18 protein-coding genes and 1 tRNA gene are annotated in these 17201 nt (G+C 65.4%); 9 read left to right on the forward strand and 10 right to left on the reverse strand.

Features of this window, described 5'->3' with window-relative positions:
- Position 1: 1 nt before the first annotated feature.
- Entirely contained in the window at positions 2–358 is a 357-nt protein-coding gene (uraH, locus tag EAE28_RS08160; RefSeq protein ID WP_127105365.1) for a hydroxyisourate hydrolase, read from the reverse strand.
- 184 nt (positions 359–542) lie between these two features.
- Between uraH and puuE the strand changes: the two genes are divergently transcribed.
- The 5 genes from puuE (at position 543) to EAE28_RS08185 (ending at position 6270) form a co-directional block, all read left to right on the forward strand.
- Positions 543–1925, forward strand: coding sequence for an allantoinase PuuE (gene puuE, locus EAE28_RS08165; protein ID WP_127105966.1), 1383 nt, complete (start codon positions 543–545; stop codon positions 1923–1925).
- Positions 1922–2755 (forward strand): bifunctional allantoicase/(S)-ureidoglycine aminohydrolase, encoded by an 834-nt coding sequence (locus EAE28_RS08170; RefSeq protein ID WP_127105366.1) that lies wholly within the window; start codon positions 1922–1924, stop codon positions 2753–2755. Before puuE ends, EAE28_RS08170 begins: the two co-directional genes overlap by 4 nt.
- A gap of 93 nt (positions 2756–2848) precedes the next feature.
- Positions 2849–3340: an ureidoglycolate lyase gene (locus EAE28_RS08175; protein ID WP_127105367.1), complete on the forward strand. Its 492-nt coding sequence runs from the start codon at positions 2849–2851 to the stop codon at positions 3338–3340.
- Between the two features lie 137 nt (positions 3341–3477).
- Complete coding sequence (locus tag EAE28_RS08180; RefSeq protein ID WP_127105368.1) at positions 3478–4881, forward strand: uracil-xanthine permease family protein; 1404 nt, start codon at positions 3478–3480, stop codon at positions 4879–4881.
- A gap of 45 nt (positions 4882–4926) precedes the next feature.
- Positions 4927–6270, forward strand: a complete 1344-nt coding sequence (locus EAE28_RS08185) for an 8-oxoguanine deaminase (RefSeq protein WP_127105369.1) — start codon at positions 4927–4929, stop codon at positions 6268–6270.
- A gap of 242 nt (positions 6271–6512) precedes the next feature.
- On the opposite strand, the gene EAE28_RS08190 is transcribed toward EAE28_RS08185, so the two are convergent.
- On the reverse strand, positions 6513–7667 hold the full coding sequence (locus EAE28_RS08190) for a M20 aminoacylase family protein (RefSeq protein WP_127105370.1): 1155 nt from the start codon (positions 7665–7667) through the stop codon (positions 6513–6515).
- Positions 7668–7729: 62 nt separating this feature from the next.
- Between EAE28_RS08190 and mazG the strand changes: the two genes are divergently transcribed.
- A complete protein-coding gene (gene mazG / locus EAE28_RS08195) occupies positions 7730–8548 on the forward strand; it encodes a nucleoside triphosphate pyrophosphohydrolase (protein ID WP_127105371.1) in 819 nt (272 codons plus the stop codon).
- Positions 8549–8681: 133 nt separating this feature from the next.
- Entirely contained in the window at positions 8682–9392 is a 711-nt protein-coding gene (locus EAE28_RS08200; RefSeq protein WP_127105968.1) for a sulfotransferase-like domain-containing protein, read from the forward strand.
- Between the two features lie 238 nt (positions 9393–9630).
- Here the strand turns inward: EAE28_RS08200 and EAE28_RS08205 are convergent, their stop codons facing one another.
- Genes EAE28_RS08205 through EAE28_RS08220 form a run of 4 tightly spaced genes read right to left on the reverse strand, consistent with a single transcriptional unit; the run spans position 9631 to position 12941 of the window.
- On the reverse strand, positions 9631–9819 hold the full coding sequence (locus tag EAE28_RS08205) for a DUF2783 domain-containing protein (RefSeq protein ID WP_127105372.1): 189 nt from the start codon (positions 9817–9819) through the stop codon (positions 9631–9633).
- A gap of 3 nt (positions 9820–9822) precedes the next feature.
- Entirely contained in the window at positions 9823–11454 is a 1632-nt protein-coding gene (locus EAE28_RS08210; protein WP_127105373.1) for an FAD-dependent oxidoreductase, read from the reverse strand.
- A 16-nt stretch (positions 11455–11470) separates the two neighbouring features.
- Positions 11471–11986: a DinB family protein gene (locus EAE28_RS08215; RefSeq protein WP_246022310.1), complete on the reverse strand. Its 516-nt coding sequence runs from the start codon at positions 11984–11986 to the stop codon at positions 11471–11473.
- 4 nt (positions 11987–11990) lie between these two features.
- Entirely contained in the window at positions 11991–12941 is a 951-nt protein-coding gene (locus EAE28_RS08220; RefSeq protein ID WP_127105374.1) for an MBL fold metallo-hydrolase, read from the reverse strand.
- A 92-nt stretch (positions 12942–13033) separates the two neighbouring features.
- Here EAE28_RS08220 and EAE28_RS08225 point away from each other — a divergent pair, with 92 nt between their 5' ends.
- Entirely contained in the window at positions 13034–13462 is a 429-nt protein-coding gene (locus EAE28_RS08225) for a MarR family winged helix-turn-helix transcriptional regulator (RefSeq protein ID WP_127105375.1), read from the forward strand.
- Positions 13463–13647: 185 nt separating this feature from the next.
- On the opposite strand, the gene hisD is transcribed toward EAE28_RS08225, so the two are convergent.
- The 3 genes from hisD to EAE28_RS08240 form a co-directional block, all read right to left on the reverse strand.
- Complete coding sequence (gene hisD, locus EAE28_RS08230) at positions 13648–14949, reverse strand: histidinol dehydrogenase (protein WP_127105376.1); 1302 nt, start codon at positions 14947–14949, stop codon at positions 13648–13650.
- Positions 14950–15032: 83 nt separating this feature from the next.
- On the reverse strand, positions 15033–15527 hold the full coding sequence (locus EAE28_RS08235) for a DUF2948 family protein (RefSeq protein WP_127105377.1): 495 nt from the start codon (positions 15525–15527) through the stop codon (positions 15033–15035).
- Positions 15524–15715: a hypothetical protein gene (locus tag EAE28_RS08240; protein WP_127105378.1), complete on the reverse strand. Its 192-nt coding sequence runs from the start codon at positions 15713–15715 to the stop codon at positions 15524–15526. Before EAE28_RS08240 ends, EAE28_RS08235 begins: the two co-directional genes overlap by 4 nt.
- 221 nt (positions 15716–15936) lie before the next feature.
- On the opposite strand from EAE28_RS08240, the gene EAE28_RS08245 reads away from it, so the two are divergent.
- Positions 15937–16011: transfer RNA gene (locus EAE28_RS08245), tRNA-Thr, on the forward strand.
- Between the two features lie 329 nt (positions 16012–16340).
- On the opposite strand, the gene EAE28_RS08250 is transcribed toward EAE28_RS08245, so the two are convergent.
- On the reverse strand, positions 16341–17183 hold the full coding sequence (locus tag EAE28_RS08250; protein WP_246022311.1) for a DMT family transporter: 843 nt from the start codon (positions 17181–17183) through the stop codon (positions 16341–16343).
- Positions 17184–17201: the final 18 nt, after the last annotated feature.

The raw sequence follows: 17201 nt of genomic DNA on the forward strand, positions 1-17201 counted from the left end.
CTCAGCTGCCGCGATAGGTGGAATACCCGTAGGCCGACAGCAGCAGGGGCACATGGTAGTGGGCCTGCGCGTCGCTCATGCCGAAGCGGATCGGTATCTGGTCCAGAAACAGCGGTGCGTCGCCGGCCTGACCCGTGGCAGTCAGGTAATCCCCGACAAAGAACACCAGCTCATAAGTGCCGGTCTTGAACGCCTTCTCCGGCAGGATCGGGCTGTCCGTGCGCCCGTCCGCGTTGGTGACCGTCTCGGCGATCTTGCGGTGGGAATTGCCGCTGACGCTGTAAAGCGCGATCTTGATGCCCTCAGCCGGCACCCCGCGCGCCGTGTCCAATACATGCGTGGTCAGATATCCGGCCATGACGCTCTCCTGTTCAAAGTCTTGCCTATTTTGCCTGTGCGGCGCGCAATGACCAGTATGCTGCAAGCGCAAAGGTCTTTCAGGCAGAAATTGATAAACCCGCCGATTTTTTCGTCTACCTTGACAATAAGACTGCCTTTGAAGGATCGCTCCCGTGACCGACGCTCCCCGCTACCCCCGCAACATGATCGGCTATGGCCCCCGCGCTCCCCAGGTCGTTTGGCCCGGTGGCGCGCGCGTCGCGATCTCTTTGGTGCTGAACTATGAAGAGGGCGGTGAAAACAACGTCCTGCATGGCGATGGCCAGTCCGAGGCCTTTCTGTCCGACATCGCCGGGGCCGCGCCCTGGCCCGGTCAGCGGCACTGGAACATGGAGTCGATCTATGACTACGGCGCCCGCGCCGGGTTCTGGCGGCTGCACAAGCTGTTCACCGAGCGCGGCTTGCCGCTGACCATCTACGGCGTCGCTTCGGCGCTGGCCCGCTCGCCCGAACAGGTCGCAGCGATGATCGACGCGGGCTGGGACATCGCCAGCCATGGCCTGAAATGGGTCGAGCATAAGGACATGCCCGAAGCCGAGGAACGCGCCCAGATCGCCGAAGCGATCCGCCTGCATACCGAAGTCGTCGGAACCCCGCCGCGCGGCTGGTACACCGGGCGCTGCAGCGTGAACACCGTGCGGCTGACCGCCGAGACGGGAACGCTGGACTGGATTTCCGACACCTATGACGACGATCTGCCCTACTGGCTTGAGGCGGGCGAGCGCGACCAGCTGGTCATCCCCTACACGCTGGAAGCCAACGACATGCGCTTTGCCACGTCGCCGGGTTGGGTGACGGGGCAGGATTTCGGCCAGTACCTGATCGACAGCTTCGACACGCTGCATGCCGAGGGCGGGCGCATGTTCTCCATCGGCCTGCACTGCCGCCTGATCGGGCGTCCGGGCAAGCTGGCCGGGCTGTTGCGCTTTCTCGATCATGTGGCGCAGCAGGGCGGCGCGTGGTTCGCTACCCGCAGCCAGATCGCCGAATTCTGGGCGGCCAACCACCCGCATCAGCGCTATACGCGGCCTAGCCAGATGGACCGCGACAGCTTTGTCGCCGCCTATGGCTCGATCTTCGAGCATTCGCCGTGGATCGCCGAACGGGCGTACCAGCTCGAACTGGGCCCGGCGCATGACACGGCGCTTGGCCTGCACAACGCGCTCGCCCGCATGTTCCGCAGCGCCAGCGAGGCCGAGCGCCTTGGCGTGCTCAACGCCCACCCCGATCTGGCGGGCAAGCTGGCGCAGGCCAAGCGGCTCACGGCGGAATCGACCCACGAGCAGTCGTCAGCGGGCCTCGATGCGCTGACCGATGACGAGCGCTCCGAGTTCCAGCGCCTCAACACCGAGTACGTCGCCAAGCACGGCTTTCCCTTCATCATCGCCGTGCGCGACAACACCAAAGCCAGCATCACCGACGCTTTCCACACCCGTATCGCCAACGACACTGCCACCGAATTCGCCACGGCCTGCCGTCAGGTCGAGCGTATCGCGCAGATCCGCCTGAAAGATCTCCTCCCATGAGCACCTATGGCCTGCCCGCCGATGGCCTGCCGCCGCAAACCGCGCTGCACACCGGCCGCGCCGTGTTTACCGAAAGCTACGCGGTTATTCCGCGCGGCGTGCAGCGTGACATCGTCACCAGCTACCTTCCGGGCTGGGACAAGACCCATGTCTGGGTACTGGCCCGCCCGCTGTCGGGCTTTGCCGAAACCTTCTCGCAATACGTCCTGCGGATCGACCCCGAGGGCGGCTCGGACACGCCCGAACCGGACGACGGCGTGGAATCGGTGCTCTTCGTCACCGATGGCCGCCCCGTCCTTACCCTCGACGGGCGCGAGCATGCGCTGGCGCCGGGCGGCTATGTCTATCTGCCCCCCGGTGCCAACTGGCGCCTGCACAACCCGCAGCGCATGGAGGCAACCGTCGTCTGGGTGCGCAAGCTCTATGAGCCCGCGCCGGGCCTCGCCGTGCCTGACGCCATCATCACCAACGAACAGCACCATTCGCCCGCCGCGATGCCCGGTACCAAGGGCGACTGGGCCACGACCCGTTTCGTCGAGCCGCAAGACCTGCGCCACGACATGCACGTCAATCTGGTGACCTTCCAGCCCGGCGGCGTGATCCCGTTTGAGGAAACGCATGTCATGGAACACGGCATCTACGTGCTCGAAGGCAAGGCGGTCTACAAACTCAACCGCGACTGGGTCGAGGTCGAGGCCGGCGATTTCCTCTGGCTGCGCGCCTTTTGCCCACAGGCCTGCTACGCCGGCGGCCCCGGCCCGTTCCGCTACCTGCTCTACAAGGACGTCAACCGCCACCCCCGCCTGCGCGGCCCCTGGGCTGGCAGGTAGGGTGCAAACGCAGCCTGATCATCTGTCCGAAAATATCCCACGGGGGTCCGGGGGTGTGAAACCCCCGGCCTCTCAACTTTTGAGACGCCCGACATGACGCGCACGATCCCAAGCCAACTCCTCACCGCCGCCGCCTTCGCCCCTTTCGGCGACGTGCTCGACGTGACGGGCACACCGGACAAGATTATCAATCAGGGCCTGTGCGGTCGTCACCACGACCGCGCGACGCTCGATTTCGGGCCGCAGGGCCGGGCGGGGATCTCGCTGTTCAACGCCGAACCCCGCGAGTTGCCCTACCGGCTTGAGATGGTCGAGCGTCACCCCGAAGGCTCGCAGGCCTTCATTCCGATGCACCAGCACCCGTTTCTGGTCATCGTCGCCCCCGATGAGGGCGGCGTGCCCGGCACCCCGCTGGCCTTTGTCACCGACGGCGCGCAGGCGATCAATCTGCACCGGGGCACCTGGCACGGCGTGCTGACGCCGCTCGCCGCGCCCGGGTTCTTCGCCGTGGTCGACCGGATCGGCACCACGGCCAACCTGCAGGAACACTGGTTCGACGCACCCTACACCGTCACCGGGCGCTAAAACCCCGGCCCCCCTAAAGGGGGCCGCAGTCATAAAGATCCGGGTCAACCCGGGCCTCTAACCGGACCGCTGCCTTGGGGGAGGACGCGGAGACGGCGCGAATAAACAAACAAAAACCCCCAGGGAAAGGAACACGAATGGCCAAGTCTTCGATTGGAACGCCAGAGCAACTGGCAGACCCGAATTACACGCCGCCGCTCGGCATGGCCGTGCCGCTCGGCATCCAGCATGTGCTCGCCATGTTCGTCGCCAACGTCACCCCGGCCATCATCGTCTGTGGCGCTGCAGGGATCGGCTTCGGCTCGGATCAGGGGGCGCTCGGGTTTCCGGACATGACCTATATGATCCAGATGTCGATGCTCTTCGCCGGTATCGCCACGCTGTTTCAGACCATTGGCCTCGGCCCGGTCGGTGCGCGTCTGCCCATCGTGCAGGGCACCTCCTTCGCCTTTATCCCGATCATGATCCCCGCTGTGGCGGGCTTGGGCACTGCCGGTCTGTCGGGCCTGATGACGGGCGTTCTGATCGGCGGCATGTTCCACTTCTGCCTTGGCTTTATCATCGGCAAGATCCGCTTCGCCCTGCCGCCGCTGGTCACCGGGCTGATCGTGCTGATGATCGGCCTGTCGCTCGTCAAGGTCGGCATCCAGTACGCCGCCGGTGGTGTGCCGCTGATGGGAACCGAGGCCTTCGGCTCGCTCGCCAAATGGACCCCGGCGCTGGTCGTCGTGTTTGTGACCTTGGGCATCAAGTTCTTCACCGATGGCTTTGCCTCGGTTGCCTCGGTGCTGATCGGCATCATCTGCGGCTATCTGGTCGCGCTGGCGATGGGGCAGGTCAGCTTCGTCTCGCTCGACCGTGCCGACTGGTTCATGGTGCCGACGCCCTTCCACTTCGGCTTCAGCTTTGACTGGGCGATCGTGCTGGGCATGTGCTTCATGGCCGTGGTCTCGGCCATCGAGACCGTGGGCGATACCTCGGGCATCACCAAGGGCGGCGCGGGGCGCGAGGCCACCGATACCGAGATCAAGGGCGCGACCTTCGCTGATGGTCTGGGCACGGCGGTCGGTGGGATGTTCGGCGGCTTGCCCAACACCTCGTTCAGCCAGAACGTCGGATTGATCGCCATCACCGGCGTGATGAGCCGCCATGTCGTGACCTTCGGGGCGCTGTTCCTGATCCTGTGCGGGCTGGTGCCCAAGGTGGGTGCCTTCATCAACACCGTGCCGATCAACGTGCTGGGCGGCGGCGTGATCGTCATGTTCGGCATGGTCTGCGCCTCGGGCATCTCGATGCTGGCCGATGTCGACTGGAACCGGCGCAACATGGTGATCTTCGCCGTCGCCCTGTCGGTCAGCCTTGGCCTGCAGCTGGAACCCTCGGCGCTGCAACACCTGCCGCGCACGCTGCAGATCCTCCTGACCTCGGGCCTGCTGCCTGCCGCTGCTATCGCGGTGACGCTGAACCTGCTGCTGCCCAGCCCGCTGGGCGCCACCGCGACCGAGGAAATCTCGGGCGGGATGGCTGGCCACGGGCGTTGAGTTTCGCGCGGGCCTTCGGGCCCGCGCCGTTTTCAGGAGCGTACCATGACTCAGACCCTGATCCGCAATGCCGATGTCGTTGTCACCATGGACGCCACCCGCCGCGAACTGGCAGGCGCGTCGGTTCTGATCGAGGACGGCGCGATTGCCGCCGTCGGCAGCGGCCTGACGGCGCCGGGGGCCGAGGTGATCGACGCCGCCGGCTGCGTGGTGACGCCGGGTCTGGTGAATACCCACCACCACCTCTACCAGACGCTGACCCGCGCGGTGCCCGGCGGACAGGACGCGCTGCTGTTTGGCTGGCTGAAAACGCTCTACCCGATATGGGCGCGTTACACGCCCGAAGATATGCATGTTTCCACCCAGCTGGGCCTCGCCGAACTGGCGCTGAGCGGCTGCACGATGTCGTCCGATCACCTCTACCTCTTCCCCAACGGGTCGCGGCTTGACGACACGATCCACGCGGCACGCGAAACCGGGCTGCGGTTCCACGCCACGCGCGGCGCGATGTCGATTGGCGAATTCAAGGGCGGGCTGCCACCGGATTCTGTGGTCGAGGACGAACGCGCGATCCTTGAAGACAGCATCCGCGTCGTGGACGCTTTCCACGACACCAGCCCCAATGCCATGACCCGCGTCGGGCTGGCACCATGTTCACCCTTCTCTGTCTCGCGGGAGCTGATGCGCGACGCAGCGCTGCTGGCGCGCGACAAGGGCGTGATGCTGCACACCCATCTGGCCGAGAATGACGAGGATATCGCCTATTCCCTGTCGCAATTCGGCTGCCGCCCGGGACAATACGCCGAGGATCTGGGCTGGACCGGCCCCGACGTCTGGCACGCGCATTGCGTCAAGCTGGATGAGAGCGAGATCCAACTGTTTGCGCGCAGCCTGACCGGGGTGGCGCATTGCCCCTGTTCGAATTGCCGCCTCGGCTCAGGCATCGCGCCCGTGCGGCCGATGCGAGACGCAGGCGTCAGGGTGGGGCTGGGGGTGGACGGCTCGGCCTCGAACGACGCGGGCGACCTGATCGGCGAGGCGCGGCAGGCGATGCTGATGCAACGCGTCGCGCGCGGCGCGGACGCGATGAACGCCCGCGAGGCGCTGGAGATCGTCACGCTGGGCGGCGCGACGGTACTGGGGCGGGCGGATGTTCTGGGTTCGCTCGAACCCGGCAAGCGCGCCGATCTGGCGATCTGGGACCTGCGTACCCTGCCGGCCGCGGGCTCGTGGGATCCGGTCGCCGCACTGGTTCTCTGCGGCCCACACCGGGTGCGGCACCTGCTGGTCGAGGGACGGCAGGTTGTGCGAGACGGCCATATGCTGACGCTCGACACCGAGGCTTTGGCACGCGATACCCGCCGGGCGACCGAACGCCTGATGGGGTGACAGGGGGTTTCGCCCTTGGCCGAGACGGCTGTCGCCGCCGCGCCCTCGGGCGACCGGGCAGGGGGGCCTTGCCCCCCTCTGCGGCTGACGCCGCATTCACCCCCCAGGATATTTAAGGACAGATGATAAGGGTTCGTTAACCACGCTCCATCATCTGTCTGAAAATATCCACGGGGGTTTCCAAAGGGGGCGCGTGCGTCCCCTTTGGGCAGGGGGTTTGGGGGGCGGCAGCCCCCCAACGGCTAGAACCGGGGTTGCGTGCGCTCGACCAGCCGGGCGAAGAAGCTGGCACCGACCGGGGCGACAGCGTCGTTGAAGTCGTATTTCGGATGGTGCAGCCCGGCGCTGTCGCCTTGCCCGAGGAACAGATAGGCGCCTGGGCGGCTTTCAAGCATGAACGAGAAATCCTCTGCGCCCATCACCGGTTCGCAGTCGCCCGCTTCCGAACCGATCTCGGCTGCGACTGAAAGCGCTACGTTGAACTCGCGCTCATGGTTGACGGTGGCCGGATAGCCGCGTTGGAATGTGATCTCGGCGCTCACACCCATCGCTGCTGCCACGCCCTGCACGATCTCGCTGCAGCGGCGTTCGACCATGTCCTGTACGGCCTTGTCATAGGTCCGCACCGTGGCACAGAACCAGCCGGATTCCGGGATGATGTTATCGGCGCTGCCGGTGTGGATCTGCGTGACGCTGATCACCAGCGCGTCGGTGCCCTTGCGGTTGCGGCTGACGATGGTTTGCAGGGCGCTCACCATCTGCACGAGTGCTGCAACCGGATCGACAGTTTCTTCGGGATGCGCACCATGCCCGCCGCGCCCGGTGACCGTCACCGTCAGCGTATCCACGGCCGCCATCAGCGGCCCCGCCCGGCCCTCGAACCGTCCCAGCGCCACGCCCGGTGCGTTGTGCAGCGCATAGACCTGGGCGATACCGAAGCGCTCCATGATGCCCTCTTGCACCATGACCTCGGCCCCGCCGCCCCATTCCTCGGCCGGCTGGAAAATAAGCGCCACGCGCCCGGCGAAATTCCGTGTCTCCGCCAGATACCGCGCCGCCCCCAGCAGCATGGTGGTGTGCCCGTCATGCCCGCAGGCGTGCATCTTGCCCGGCACGGTCGAGGCATGCGGCAGCCCCGTCTCCTCGGTGATCGGCAGCGCGTCGATATCGGCGCGCAGACCGATGGTCGGCCCGTCGCCTTGCCCCTCGATGATCGCCACGATGCCGGATTGGGCGATTCCCTCATGGATCTCGGTGATGCCGAAGTCCCTCAAGCGTTGGGCGATGAACCCCGCTGTCGCTTCGCAGTCAAAGCGCGTTTCGGGGTGCTGGTGCAGATATCTGCGCCATTCGGTCATCTGCGGGGCGTAATCGGCGATGCGGTTGAGGACGGGCATGGTGGACTCCGGGGCCGGGCTTTGGGATATACCGACCATCGGCAATTAACCGGGTGGGCGCAATGGCCGACGATCTTGGTGGGAACGACTCAATCCTGAATGACCCCGACGGCGGCTTGCCGCGGCTGGCGCATATCATGGCGCGGCTGCGCGCGCCGGTTGGCGGCTGTCCGTGGGATCTGGAACAGGATTTCGCCTCGATCGCACCCTATACCATCGAAGAGGCCTATGAAGTCGCCGATGCCATCGAGCGGCAGGACTGGGACGGACTGAAGGGCGAGTTGGGCGATCTGCTTTTCCAGTCGGTATATCATGCGCAAATGGCCGAGGAAGCCGGGCATTTCACGCTGGACGATGTGCTGCGGGGCATCGCCGACAAGATGATCGCCCGCCATCCGCATGTGTTTGGCGACGAACAGATCGACTCGGCCGAAGCGCAGACCGAGGCCTGGGAAGCCCGCAAGATGCGCGAGCGGGCGGCCAAGGCGCAAACCGGGGTGCTCGATGACGTGCCGGTGGGGCACGCCGGGCTCACGCGGGCGATCAAGCTGCAGAACCGTGCGGCGCGGGTGGGGTTTGACTGGCCTGAGGTCGGGCAGGTGGTCGACAAGATCGCCGAAGAGGCGCGCGAGTTGACCGAGGCCGCGCCCGAAGACCAGTTCGAGGAATACGGCGATCTGCTCTTTGTCATGGCCAATCTGGCCCGGCATCTGGATATCGACCCCGAAGCGGCCCTGCGGGCCGCGAACGCCAAATTCACCCGCCGGTTTCGGTCGATCGAGGCCGCGCTTGCCGCGCAGGGGCGCAGCCCCAGGGACAGCGATCTGGCGGAAATGGATCTGCTCTGGGATGCGGCGAAAGCGGCAGAAAAGCAGCGCTAGAGGACGCGGCTCAGGGGCGCGGGAGCGGCAGCGACGGGTCGCTCTTGCGGTGCGAAGGGCGAACAGGCATTTTGCGCGGATCCCAGCGTCAGGAGCGCCGCATGCTGTCGAATAGAAAGTCCGCCCGATGACCGTGCGGATCGCCATGTGGTCGGGGCCGCGTAACCTGTCGACAGCGATGATGTATGCCTTTGCGGCGCGCGGCGATTGTGCCGTCAGCGATGAGCCGTTCTACGCCGCTTATCTGGCCCTCACCGGGCTGGAGCACCCGATGCGCGCACAGATTCTGGCCAGCCAGCAGCAAGACCCGGAAAAGGTCGTGGTCACCGGGGACGCCCCCGGTGCTGCGCCGATCTGGTATCAAAAGCATATGACGCATCACATGGTTCCCGGCATTCCGCTGGACTGGATGACGCGGTGCCGGCACGCGTTCCTGATCAGGCACCCGGCGCGGGTGGTTGCCTCGTACGTGCGTAAACGCGAGGCACCGGTGCTTGAGGATCTGGGCTTCCCCCAGCAGCGCGCGCTGTTCGAGCGGCTGATCCAGACGACGGGCGAGACACCACCGGTGCTCGATTCTACCGCCTTGCGCGCGGCTCCCCGCGAGAAGTTGAGCGCGCTTTGCGCGGCGCTTCAGATCCCGTGGACCGAGCGGATGCTTTACTGGTCCAAGGGAAGCAAGCCCTATGACGGCGTCTGGGCCGCGCATTGGTATCACGCGGTGCACGACTCCACCGGCTTCGACGCAGCCGAGGGGCCGCTGCCCGATCTGCCGCCCGAATATGCCCGATTGGCGGAGGCGGCGCTCCCGGCCTACGAGGCGCTGGCACAGCACGCGCTCTGACCCTTCATTGTGGTTGGGACGGGGCAGGGGGGCTCTGTGCCCCTCGTTGGCACAGCGGAATTCACCCGCATGGAAACTTTCCACGCAAAGCGGGCGCCTTAACAAAAGCTTAACCCCGCCCATTTTCTGTCTGAAAATATCCTCCAGGAGGGTTCGGGAGGATGGAAAATCCTCCCGAGCGGGTGCGGGTGGCAACCCGCGCAGGCGGCGGCGGGCTCAATGCCCGCCGCCGCCTGCCTTACCCTTCCGCGACCTTCAGGGCCTGGGCGATCACGTCGGCGTCACCGATATGGTTGATCAGCGTCAGGATCAGCCGGGCGTTGAAAGCATCGCTTTCGGCCTTGGTCTTGCCCTCATGCGCGTCGATCAGCATCTGGTAGACGTCATCGGCGCGCGGCGTGTTGCGGGTCGTGTTCAGCATGGTCATGGTTCAGGCCTCCTTGCCAAGGGCGCGGCTCAAAGCCGCGTCCACGGCGCTTGCGTCCCAGGTCTCCCACCGGGCGGCGACATGCTGGTCAGGGCGGATCAGGTAGACCGCCGATTTGACGTCACCCAGATAGCGGGCGGTCAGGCCGGGGGCGGTCTGGGTGTTCAGCGCGATGATCTCGCAGGGCAGCCCCTGCGCGGTGAAACCCGTCGGCACCTCGGCATCAATCGCCAGGATCTGGAAGCCCGGCGCGCCTCGCGCCCCGAGCCGGTCAAGCAGGAACCCGTCGCCCAGCGGCAGGTCCAGACAGGGTGAGCCGGGGCGCGACCGGGCAGGCCCCTGCGGCAGCGCATCCGGCGTGTTGAGCGGAGAGCCGTCATAGGTGCACGGCACCGACAGCCGCCCTGAGTTGACGAAGGGCCGGGCGAAATCCTGCGTCTCGGCCAGATCCAGAACGGCATCGCGGAACAACCGGCTGGTTTCGGATTTCGGCGTGATGAAGTCGGTCGAGCGGGTGGAGTTGAGGATGTTCTCCTTGGCCCCGTGCACGCGCTCGACGTCGTAGCTGTGCAGCAGGCGCTCATCCGCCGTGCCGTCCAGCACCAGCTTCAGTTTCCATGCCAGATTGTCGATGTCCTGCACACCAGAATTCGCCCCCCGCGCGCCAAAGGGCGAAACCTGATGCGCCGAATCCCCGGCAAAGATCACCCGGTCGTGCACGAAGCGCTCCATCCGGCGGCACTGGAAGGTGTAGATCGACGACCATTCCAGCGAGTACTGGATCTCGTCACCCAGCATGGCGCGTAGGCGGGTGTCGATGTTTTCAGGCCGCAGTTCCTTGTCGCGGTCGATGTCCCAGCCCAGCTGAAAATCGATGCGCCAGACGTTGTCGGGCTGCTTGTGCAGCAGCGCCGACTGACCCCGGTTGAAGGGCGGGTCGAACCAGAACCAGCGTTCGGTGGGGAAGGGGGCGTCCATCACCACATCGGCGATCAGGAAATTGTCCTCGAACACCTTGCCGACGAAATCGAGCCCCAGCATCTGCCGCACCGGCGAGCCCGCACCGTCGCAGGCGATCAGCCAGTCGGCAGTGATCGTGTAAGGGCCTTCAGGCGTGTCGATGGTCAGGACGACATGGTCGGCCTTTTGATCTACCGATGTCAGACGATTGCGCCCGCGCAGGCTGACGGGCGCACCCTCGGCCTGCATCTCGGTCGCGCGTTTAACCAGCGCTTCCTCGAAATAGTACTGTTGCAGGTTGATAAAGGCCGGAAAACGGTGGCCATCCTCGGGCAACAGGTTGAATTCGTACACTTGCCGGTCGTCGAAGAACACTTTGCCAAGGTTCCATACCACGCCCTTGTCGACCAGCGGGCGACCACAGCCCAGCCGGTCCAGAATCTCGAGCGGGCGCTTGGCGAAGCAGATCGCCCGGCTGCCAAAGCTGACCTTGTCATTGTCGTCAAGCACCAGCACCTCGACCCCTTGCTGCGCCAGATCAAGCGCGACACCCAGTCCCACCGGCCCGGCCCCGATCACCACAACGGTATGGCGCGCTGGGGTCGCGGCGTCCTGATCGGCACTGCGGGCATAGGGGTAGAGCGGGATCTCGAAGATCTTTTGCGGGGCGGTCATTGGGGGTCCTCCGGGCTTAGCCGAAATAAGCCTGCGCGCTGGGCACGCGGCCATAGTCGAGATGGAAATCATCCAGTTGCGGCGGTGCAATGCCTGCGTCGCCGATCATCGTATGCGCCTGACCCCGGTGGTGGATCTGGTGCTGGAAAAGATGCAGCAGCAGCGGGCCGACGCGCTCGGTCACCGGGCCCTCGGGCCGGTCGGTGACGCGCGGGGCGTCCAGCATCGCCGGGGTCAGCGACTGGCAAAAGCTTGCCAGTCGCATATCCGCCGCCGCCTGCGCCGATGCCAGGGTGGCAACGCTGCCCGCTTCCTGTGTGTCAAAGACCGACCTCCCCAGCCCGCCCTTTTCCAGCGCGTCGATATAGTACAGATCGACCAGCCAGATGTGATTCAGCGTCGCCTTGAGCGAGGGAAAGAACCCCGGTCTCGGGGCGGCGAACGCCTCGTCCGGCACGTCCTTGAGCGACGCATAGAGCGTTGCGTTCGCCCAGGCATTGTTCAGGGCCATGGTCAGGAACGGGTCGCGCACGGGGTCAGCCCTGCAGGTCTTTCCACATCTGCTGATCGCGCTCGGCGGTCCAGATGCGGGGGGTGTCGATGCCGCGGGCCTCGTCATAGGCGCGGCCGACGTTGAAGGGCAGGCAATGCTCGTAGATCGCGTAATCCTTGAACTTGGGGTCGCATTCGGCGCGCACCGCGTCCCAGGCCTCTTTCAGCGAGCCGCCGCGCGCCGCGACGCGCTGCACTGGGCGGTAGGTGCTCTCGACGAAATCGCGGGTGTTGGCCAAGGCGCTCGCGACCATCTCGCGGCCAACCAGCGCATCGCCCCGACCCGGCGCGATGGCGATCGGGTCATAGGCGGCGATGGCGTCCAGCGTATTGCCCCAGTCGGCAAAATGCCCGTCCCCGCAATAGCAGGCCGAGTGGTATTCGACGATATCTCCGGTGAACATCACGCCCGCGTCGGGCACCCAGACGACGGCGTCGCCCGCCGTGTGGGCGCGGCCGGGGGTCAGGATCTCGACCTTCCGGTTGCCCAGATAGACGGTCATCGAGTCGCTGAACGTGGTGGTCGGCCAGGTCAGGCCGGGGATTTCCTCATGGCCCTGAAACAGGCGCGGGAAGCGGCCGAATTCGCTGTCCCAGTCTTCCTGACCGCGCTCGACCACCATGGCGCGGGCGGTGTCGGACATGATGATCTCGGGCGCGCCGTAGGCTGAGGCACCGAGCACGCGGACGGCGTGGTAGTGGGTCAGCACGAGGTGGCTGATCGGCTTGTCGGTGACCGAGCGGATGCATTCCACCACCTTGCGCGCCAGACGCGGCGTGGCCTGCGCTTCGATCACCATCACCGACTCGTCGCCGATGATGACGCCCGAGTTGGGATCGCCCTCAGCGGTGAAGGCATAGAGGCCCTCACCCACTTGCGTGAAGGAAATCGCTTTTTCCGCCATGTCGCCGGCAGAGGCAAAGGCCTTGCTCATGGGTGTCTCTCTCTTTGTTTCTTGTCTATGCGAATCATCTTTGGGCAGGATATTGGTTGAAAATGTAACTATCAACGGGGAAGGTCAGTGCTATGTTTTTGAAGGGATACTTACCCTACAGGCTGAATCTTCTGGCTGAGTTGACTTCGGAAAAGACCCGCGAAATCTATCGCCGCCGCCATGATCTGACCCGGCCTGAGTGGCGTGTGCTGGTCAATCTGGCCGAGGCCCCTTCGCTCACCGCCAGCGCGCTGTGTGAACGGGTGCCGGCGCACAAGACCAAGGTCAGTCGTGCGCTGGCAGCGCTGGAGCAGCGCGGCTGGGTCACGCGCCAGACCGATCCCCTGGACCGGCGGGTATCGCATGCGGCGCTGACGCTGAAAGGCAAACGCGCCTTTAACCACATCCGCCCGGAAATGGAGGCCGCGACCGAGGCCATGTTGGCCCCGCTCAGCGCAGAGGAACGCGCAACCGTGGACGCGGGGCTGAAAGTGCTCGAACGTCTGTTTGGCCAGACCTGAAGGCAGGGGGCCTTCAGCCCCCTCTTCGGCTATAGCCGAATTCACTCCCCGAGGATATTTAGAGCATAAAGTTGGGCGTTAGGGTTTTGTTAACCACGCCGCATTTTCTGTCTGAAAATATCCTCCGGGAGGGTCCGGGAGGGTGGAAAACCCTCCCGGGGGTCACGCCTTCCTGCCGGTCGGGGTCAGTCGTTCAGTTTGTTCAGGCGCGCGCGGACGCTCAGGCCGTGGGCTTGCAGACTTTCGCTGATCGCCAGCGTTTCTGCCGCCGGACCGATGGCGCGCAGGGCGTCGGGGGTCATGCGGGCCAGCGTGGTGCGCTTCATGAAGTCGAGCACCGATAGCCCTGACGAAAACCGCGCCGAACGGGCAGTAGGCAGGACGTGGTTCGGGCCGCCGACATAGTCGCCAATGGCCTCGGGCGTCCAGTGGCCGAGGAAGATTGCTCCGGCGTGCTGGATCGCGGGCAAGAGCGCGTCGGGATCGTCGACGCAAAGCTCCAGGTGTTCCGGCGCGACGCGGTTGGAGAGCGCCGCCGCCTGCGCCAGCGTCTCGACCACCACCACAGCGCCGTAGTCGCGCCAGCTGGCACCAGCGATCTCGCGCCGTTCGAGCACCTGCAGATGTGCCTCGACGGCTGCGATCACCGCGTCGGCCTCGGCCTGCGAGGTGGTAATCAGGATCGATTGCGCGACCTGATCGTGCTCGGCCTGACTGAGCAGGTCCAGTGCGATCCAGTCGGGATCGCCCGTGCCATCACCGATCACCAGAATTTCGCTGGGTCCGGCGATCATGTCGATGCCGACGCGCCCGAAGACCCGCCGTTTGGCCGCCGCCACATAGGCGTTCCCCGGCCCGGTGATCTTGTCAACCGGCGCGATGCTGTCGGTGCCATAGGCCAGCGCTGCAATCGCCTGTGCGCCACCGATGCGGTAGATCACATCGACGCCCGAGATCTTCGCCGCCAGAATGACCAGCGGGTTCACCGCACCGCCCGGGGTGGGGCAGGCGATGGCGAGGCGTTCAACCCCCGCCACCTTGGCCGGGATCGCGTTCATCAGCACCGAGGACGGATAGCTCGCCTGTCCGCCGGGCACATAGAGCCCGGCCGCCGAGACCGCCGACCAGCGCCAACCCAGCTCGGCGCCCGTGGCATCGGTCCAGCGCGCATCGTCGGGCTTCTGGCGCGCGTGATAGGCGCGGATGCGTTCGGCGGCGAGTTCGAGTGCTGCACGGTCCTTTGGCGTGACCTGCGCGCAATAGGCGTCGATCTCGGCCGGGGAGAAGGCCAGTGTTTCGGGCGTCAGCTCCAGCTTGTCGAATTTTGCCGTCAGCTCGATCACCGCCGCATCGCCGCGTGTGCGGACATCGGCGATGATGGCCGCCACGGTGGCATCCACATCGGGGCTGTCTTCGCGCTTCATGCCCAGAAGGGCGGTGAAGCGGGCCTCGAAATCGGCGTCGGTGCTGCTAAGGATCTGGGGCATGGCGGGTCTCCTGCGTCCGGGTCGGGATAGGGGATCACGCCGCGCGGGGCAAGCGGGCGCAGCGTCGCGCCCCGCGCCGTGGTTCATTCGGGGTGCCTGGGGGCCTGCCGCGAGGGGGCGACATAGGGCCGGGTGACGTCACTCAGCTCGACCTCGAGGCATTCTACCGTCAGTGCCAGAGCGCCGTCGCCCGCGAAGGTCAACACGACGCGGCCGGGGCCGGCGGGTTCGCCCTCAGCCGTATCGGCGTCGGGGGTAAAGTCGATCGAGAGCAGGGACAGCACGGTGTCCTCTTCGCGCGACAGGCCCTGATGCGCGACCGCTGTCACATCGCCAAAGTCGAGCACTGCGCGTACCCGCTCGAACTGGCGTCCGGCCGAGCGCGCTTGTGATTCGTCTTCCCAGCGGAACCGGTTCAACAGCAGCGAGAATCGCCGCCGGTTTTTGGCATAGCGCAGATCGCTGCCGGTCAGGACGGCATCCTGTGCCAGTGCCGAGAGGATGCGCAGATCGGCGCTGTCGCGCGCAATCAGGCGCAGGGGCTTTTGCGCCCCGTCTTCAAATGTCGCGTCGCTCATACGTCTGTCTCACCTTCGTTGCGGGCGCGGGACTGTGCCTTGCGCCTTGCGATATTGGCCTTGAGCGCGGCCTTGACCCGGGCTTCCTTGCTCGGATCGCCCTTGGTGCCTTTGACCGATTGCACCTTGCGCGCTGCGGCCGCAAGCGGTGCGGGTTGCGAGGGATCGGTGTCGGTTTGCTTGGTCATGACGCTTGTCTTACCCTGTGATGAAAAAACCGTCCAGATGGGCTTGCGCGGCGCGCGCTTTGCGTCTAATCAGCCGCCCGTGGCGACGTTGCAAAAACCGGGTGCCAGAGCACTGCTCGAGACCCGGACGAAAGCGTCGCTAACAGACTGAAAAGAGAGTGGTTCTTCCAGATCGCTCTTGCCTTGGGATCGTACCTGAGGTTAAGGACTGGAAACAAGATGCTGTGGTAGCTCAGTGGTAGAGCACTCCCTTGGTAAGGGAGAGGTCGAGAGTTCAATCCTCTCTCACAGCACCATATTTCCCTGTATTCACAAAGAGATACCTAGCATCGATCCGTCACCCGCAAGGTGCCGCGCGTCCCCTTTGCGTGGGCACCTTGGCGCTGTCCGGCGGTGGAACTGCGTTCATTGAGGGTGCTCCCGAGCGTTCAATCGGACGCGCAGAGGTCGACTGGCTTCAAGCAGCGCCCCTCAGGGCATTGATGGCCGCGACGCGGCTTACGCCGGGAGCAGTTCTGACCTGCCTCCCTGTCATCCCGCAATCTCTGACCCGTTCGCGATGTCGGATCGTCTGGAAACCTGTCGCTTTAGCTTCCGCAGCGCCCGAATTGCCTTCGGTATGCGCTTATCGTGGCCTGCCGGACCGCGCGACGATAGCGCCGACAAGAATCAGAGGCCCCGCCACAAGAAAGGCCAAACCGGGCACTTCGGCGAAGACGATAAACCCCAGAGCAACGGCCCAGAGAACCGACAGGTATTCGAACGGCGCCAGTGCAGAAGCGTCCGCGTGGCTGAAGGACAGCGTCATCAAGATATGGGCGAGCCCGCCCGCGAGGCCGGTTGCGATCAACAGGGTCAGGCCTGCGGCACCTGGCCAGACCCATCCCCACGGAAGGGTGGCGAGGCCGCAAAGGGCGGACACGATGGCAAACCAGAACGCAATGGCCCCGGCGCCTTCACCCAGCAGCGTCAGCCGGCGCACCTGGATCAGCGCGCCTGCCGTCAGGACAGCCGTCAAAAGGCCAAGCGCCACCCCCAACCCGCCCGCATCCGGCAACACACCGGCTGAGGCTGGCAGGAAGAAAACGGCCGCGCCAGCGAGGCCGAGCGCCACGCCACCGATCCGCCGCGCGCTCAGTTGCTCCCTGAGAAGAACCCAGCCCAGCACCGCGAGCATGACCGGTGACAAGTAGGACAGCATGGTCGCTTCGGCGAGCGGCAACAGGCGGATCGTCGCGAAGGACGTGAACATGGCCACCGCGCCCATCAGGCAGCGCCCGATATGACCAAAGGGCCGAGAGGTCACAAGCCCCCGCGGCCAGTCGCCACGCCACCACAGGAACACCACCAAAGGCAGCAGCGCGACAGCCGACCGGAAGAACACCAACTGCCCCAGGGGTACAGTGTCGCCGAGCGCCTTGACGCAGACCCCCATCAGGGCAAAGGCCAGCGTCGACAGGATACGCAAGGTGATGCCGAGCGTTTC

It is taken from the genome of Pararhodobacter zhoushanensis (genome assembly GCF_003990445.1).
In the GTDB taxonomy this organism is placed as follows: domain Bacteria; phylum Pseudomonadota; class Alphaproteobacteria; order Rhodobacterales; family Rhodobacteraceae; genus Pararhodobacter; species Pararhodobacter zhoushanensis.

Bases quoted from the DNA above. Each gene is read 5' to 3' on its own strand.
- EAE28_RS08180 (WP_127105368.1), top strand. From the start codon at position 3,478: ATGGCCAAGTCTTCGATTGGAACGCCAGAGCAACTGGCAGACCCGAAT.
- EAE28_RS08205 (WP_127105372.1), bottom strand. From the start codon at position 9,819: ATGACCATGCTGAACACGACCCGCAACACGCCGCGCGCCGATGACGTC.
- uraH (WP_127105365.1), bottom strand. From the start codon at position 358: ATGGCCGGATATCTGACCACGCATGTATTGGACACGGCGCGCGGGGTG.
- EAE28_RS08170 (WP_127105366.1), top strand. From the start codon at position 1,922: ATGAGCACCTATGGCCTGCCCGCCGATGGCCTGCCGCCGCAAACCGCG.
- EAE28_RS08220 (WP_127105374.1), bottom strand. From the start codon at position 12,941: ATGAGCAAGGCCTTTGCCTCTGCCGGCGACATGGCGGAAAAAGCGATT.
- EAE28_RS08190 (WP_127105370.1), bottom strand. From the start codon at position 7,667: ATGCCCGTCCTCAACCGCATCGCCGATTACGCCCCGCAGATGACCGAA.
- EAE28_RS08240 (WP_127105378.1), bottom strand. From the start codon at position 15,715: ATGACCAAGCAAACCGACACCGATCCCTCGCAACCCGCACCGCTTGCG.
- hisD (WP_127105376.1), bottom strand. From the start codon at position 14,949: ATGCCCCAGATCCTTAGCAGCACCGACGCCGATTTCGAGGCCCGCTTC.
- EAE28_RS08225 (WP_127105375.1), top strand. From the start codon at position 13,034: ATGTTTTTGAAGGGATACTTACCCTACAGGCTGAATCTTCTGGCTGAG.
- mazG (WP_127105371.1), top strand. From the start codon at position 7,730: ATGGCCGACGATCTTGGTGGGAACGACTCAATCCTGAATGACCCCGAC.
- EAE28_RS08235 (WP_127105377.1), bottom strand. From the start codon at position 15,527: ATGAGCGACGCGACATTTGAAGACGGGGCGCAAAAGCCCCTGCGCCTG.
- EAE28_RS08175 (WP_127105367.1), top strand. From the start codon at position 2,849: ATGACGCGCACGATCCCAAGCCAACTCCTCACCGCCGCCGCCTTCGCC.
- puuE (WP_127105966.1), top strand. From the start codon at position 543: ATGATCGGCTATGGCCCCCGCGCTCCCCAGGTCGTTTGGCCCGGTGGC.
- EAE28_RS08210 (WP_127105373.1), bottom strand. From the start codon at position 11,454: ATGACCGCCCCGCAAAAGATCTTCGAGATCCCGCTCTACCCCTATGCC.
- EAE28_RS08185 (WP_127105369.1), top strand. From the start codon at position 4,927: ATGACTCAGACCCTGATCCGCAATGCCGATGTCGTTGTCACCATGGAC.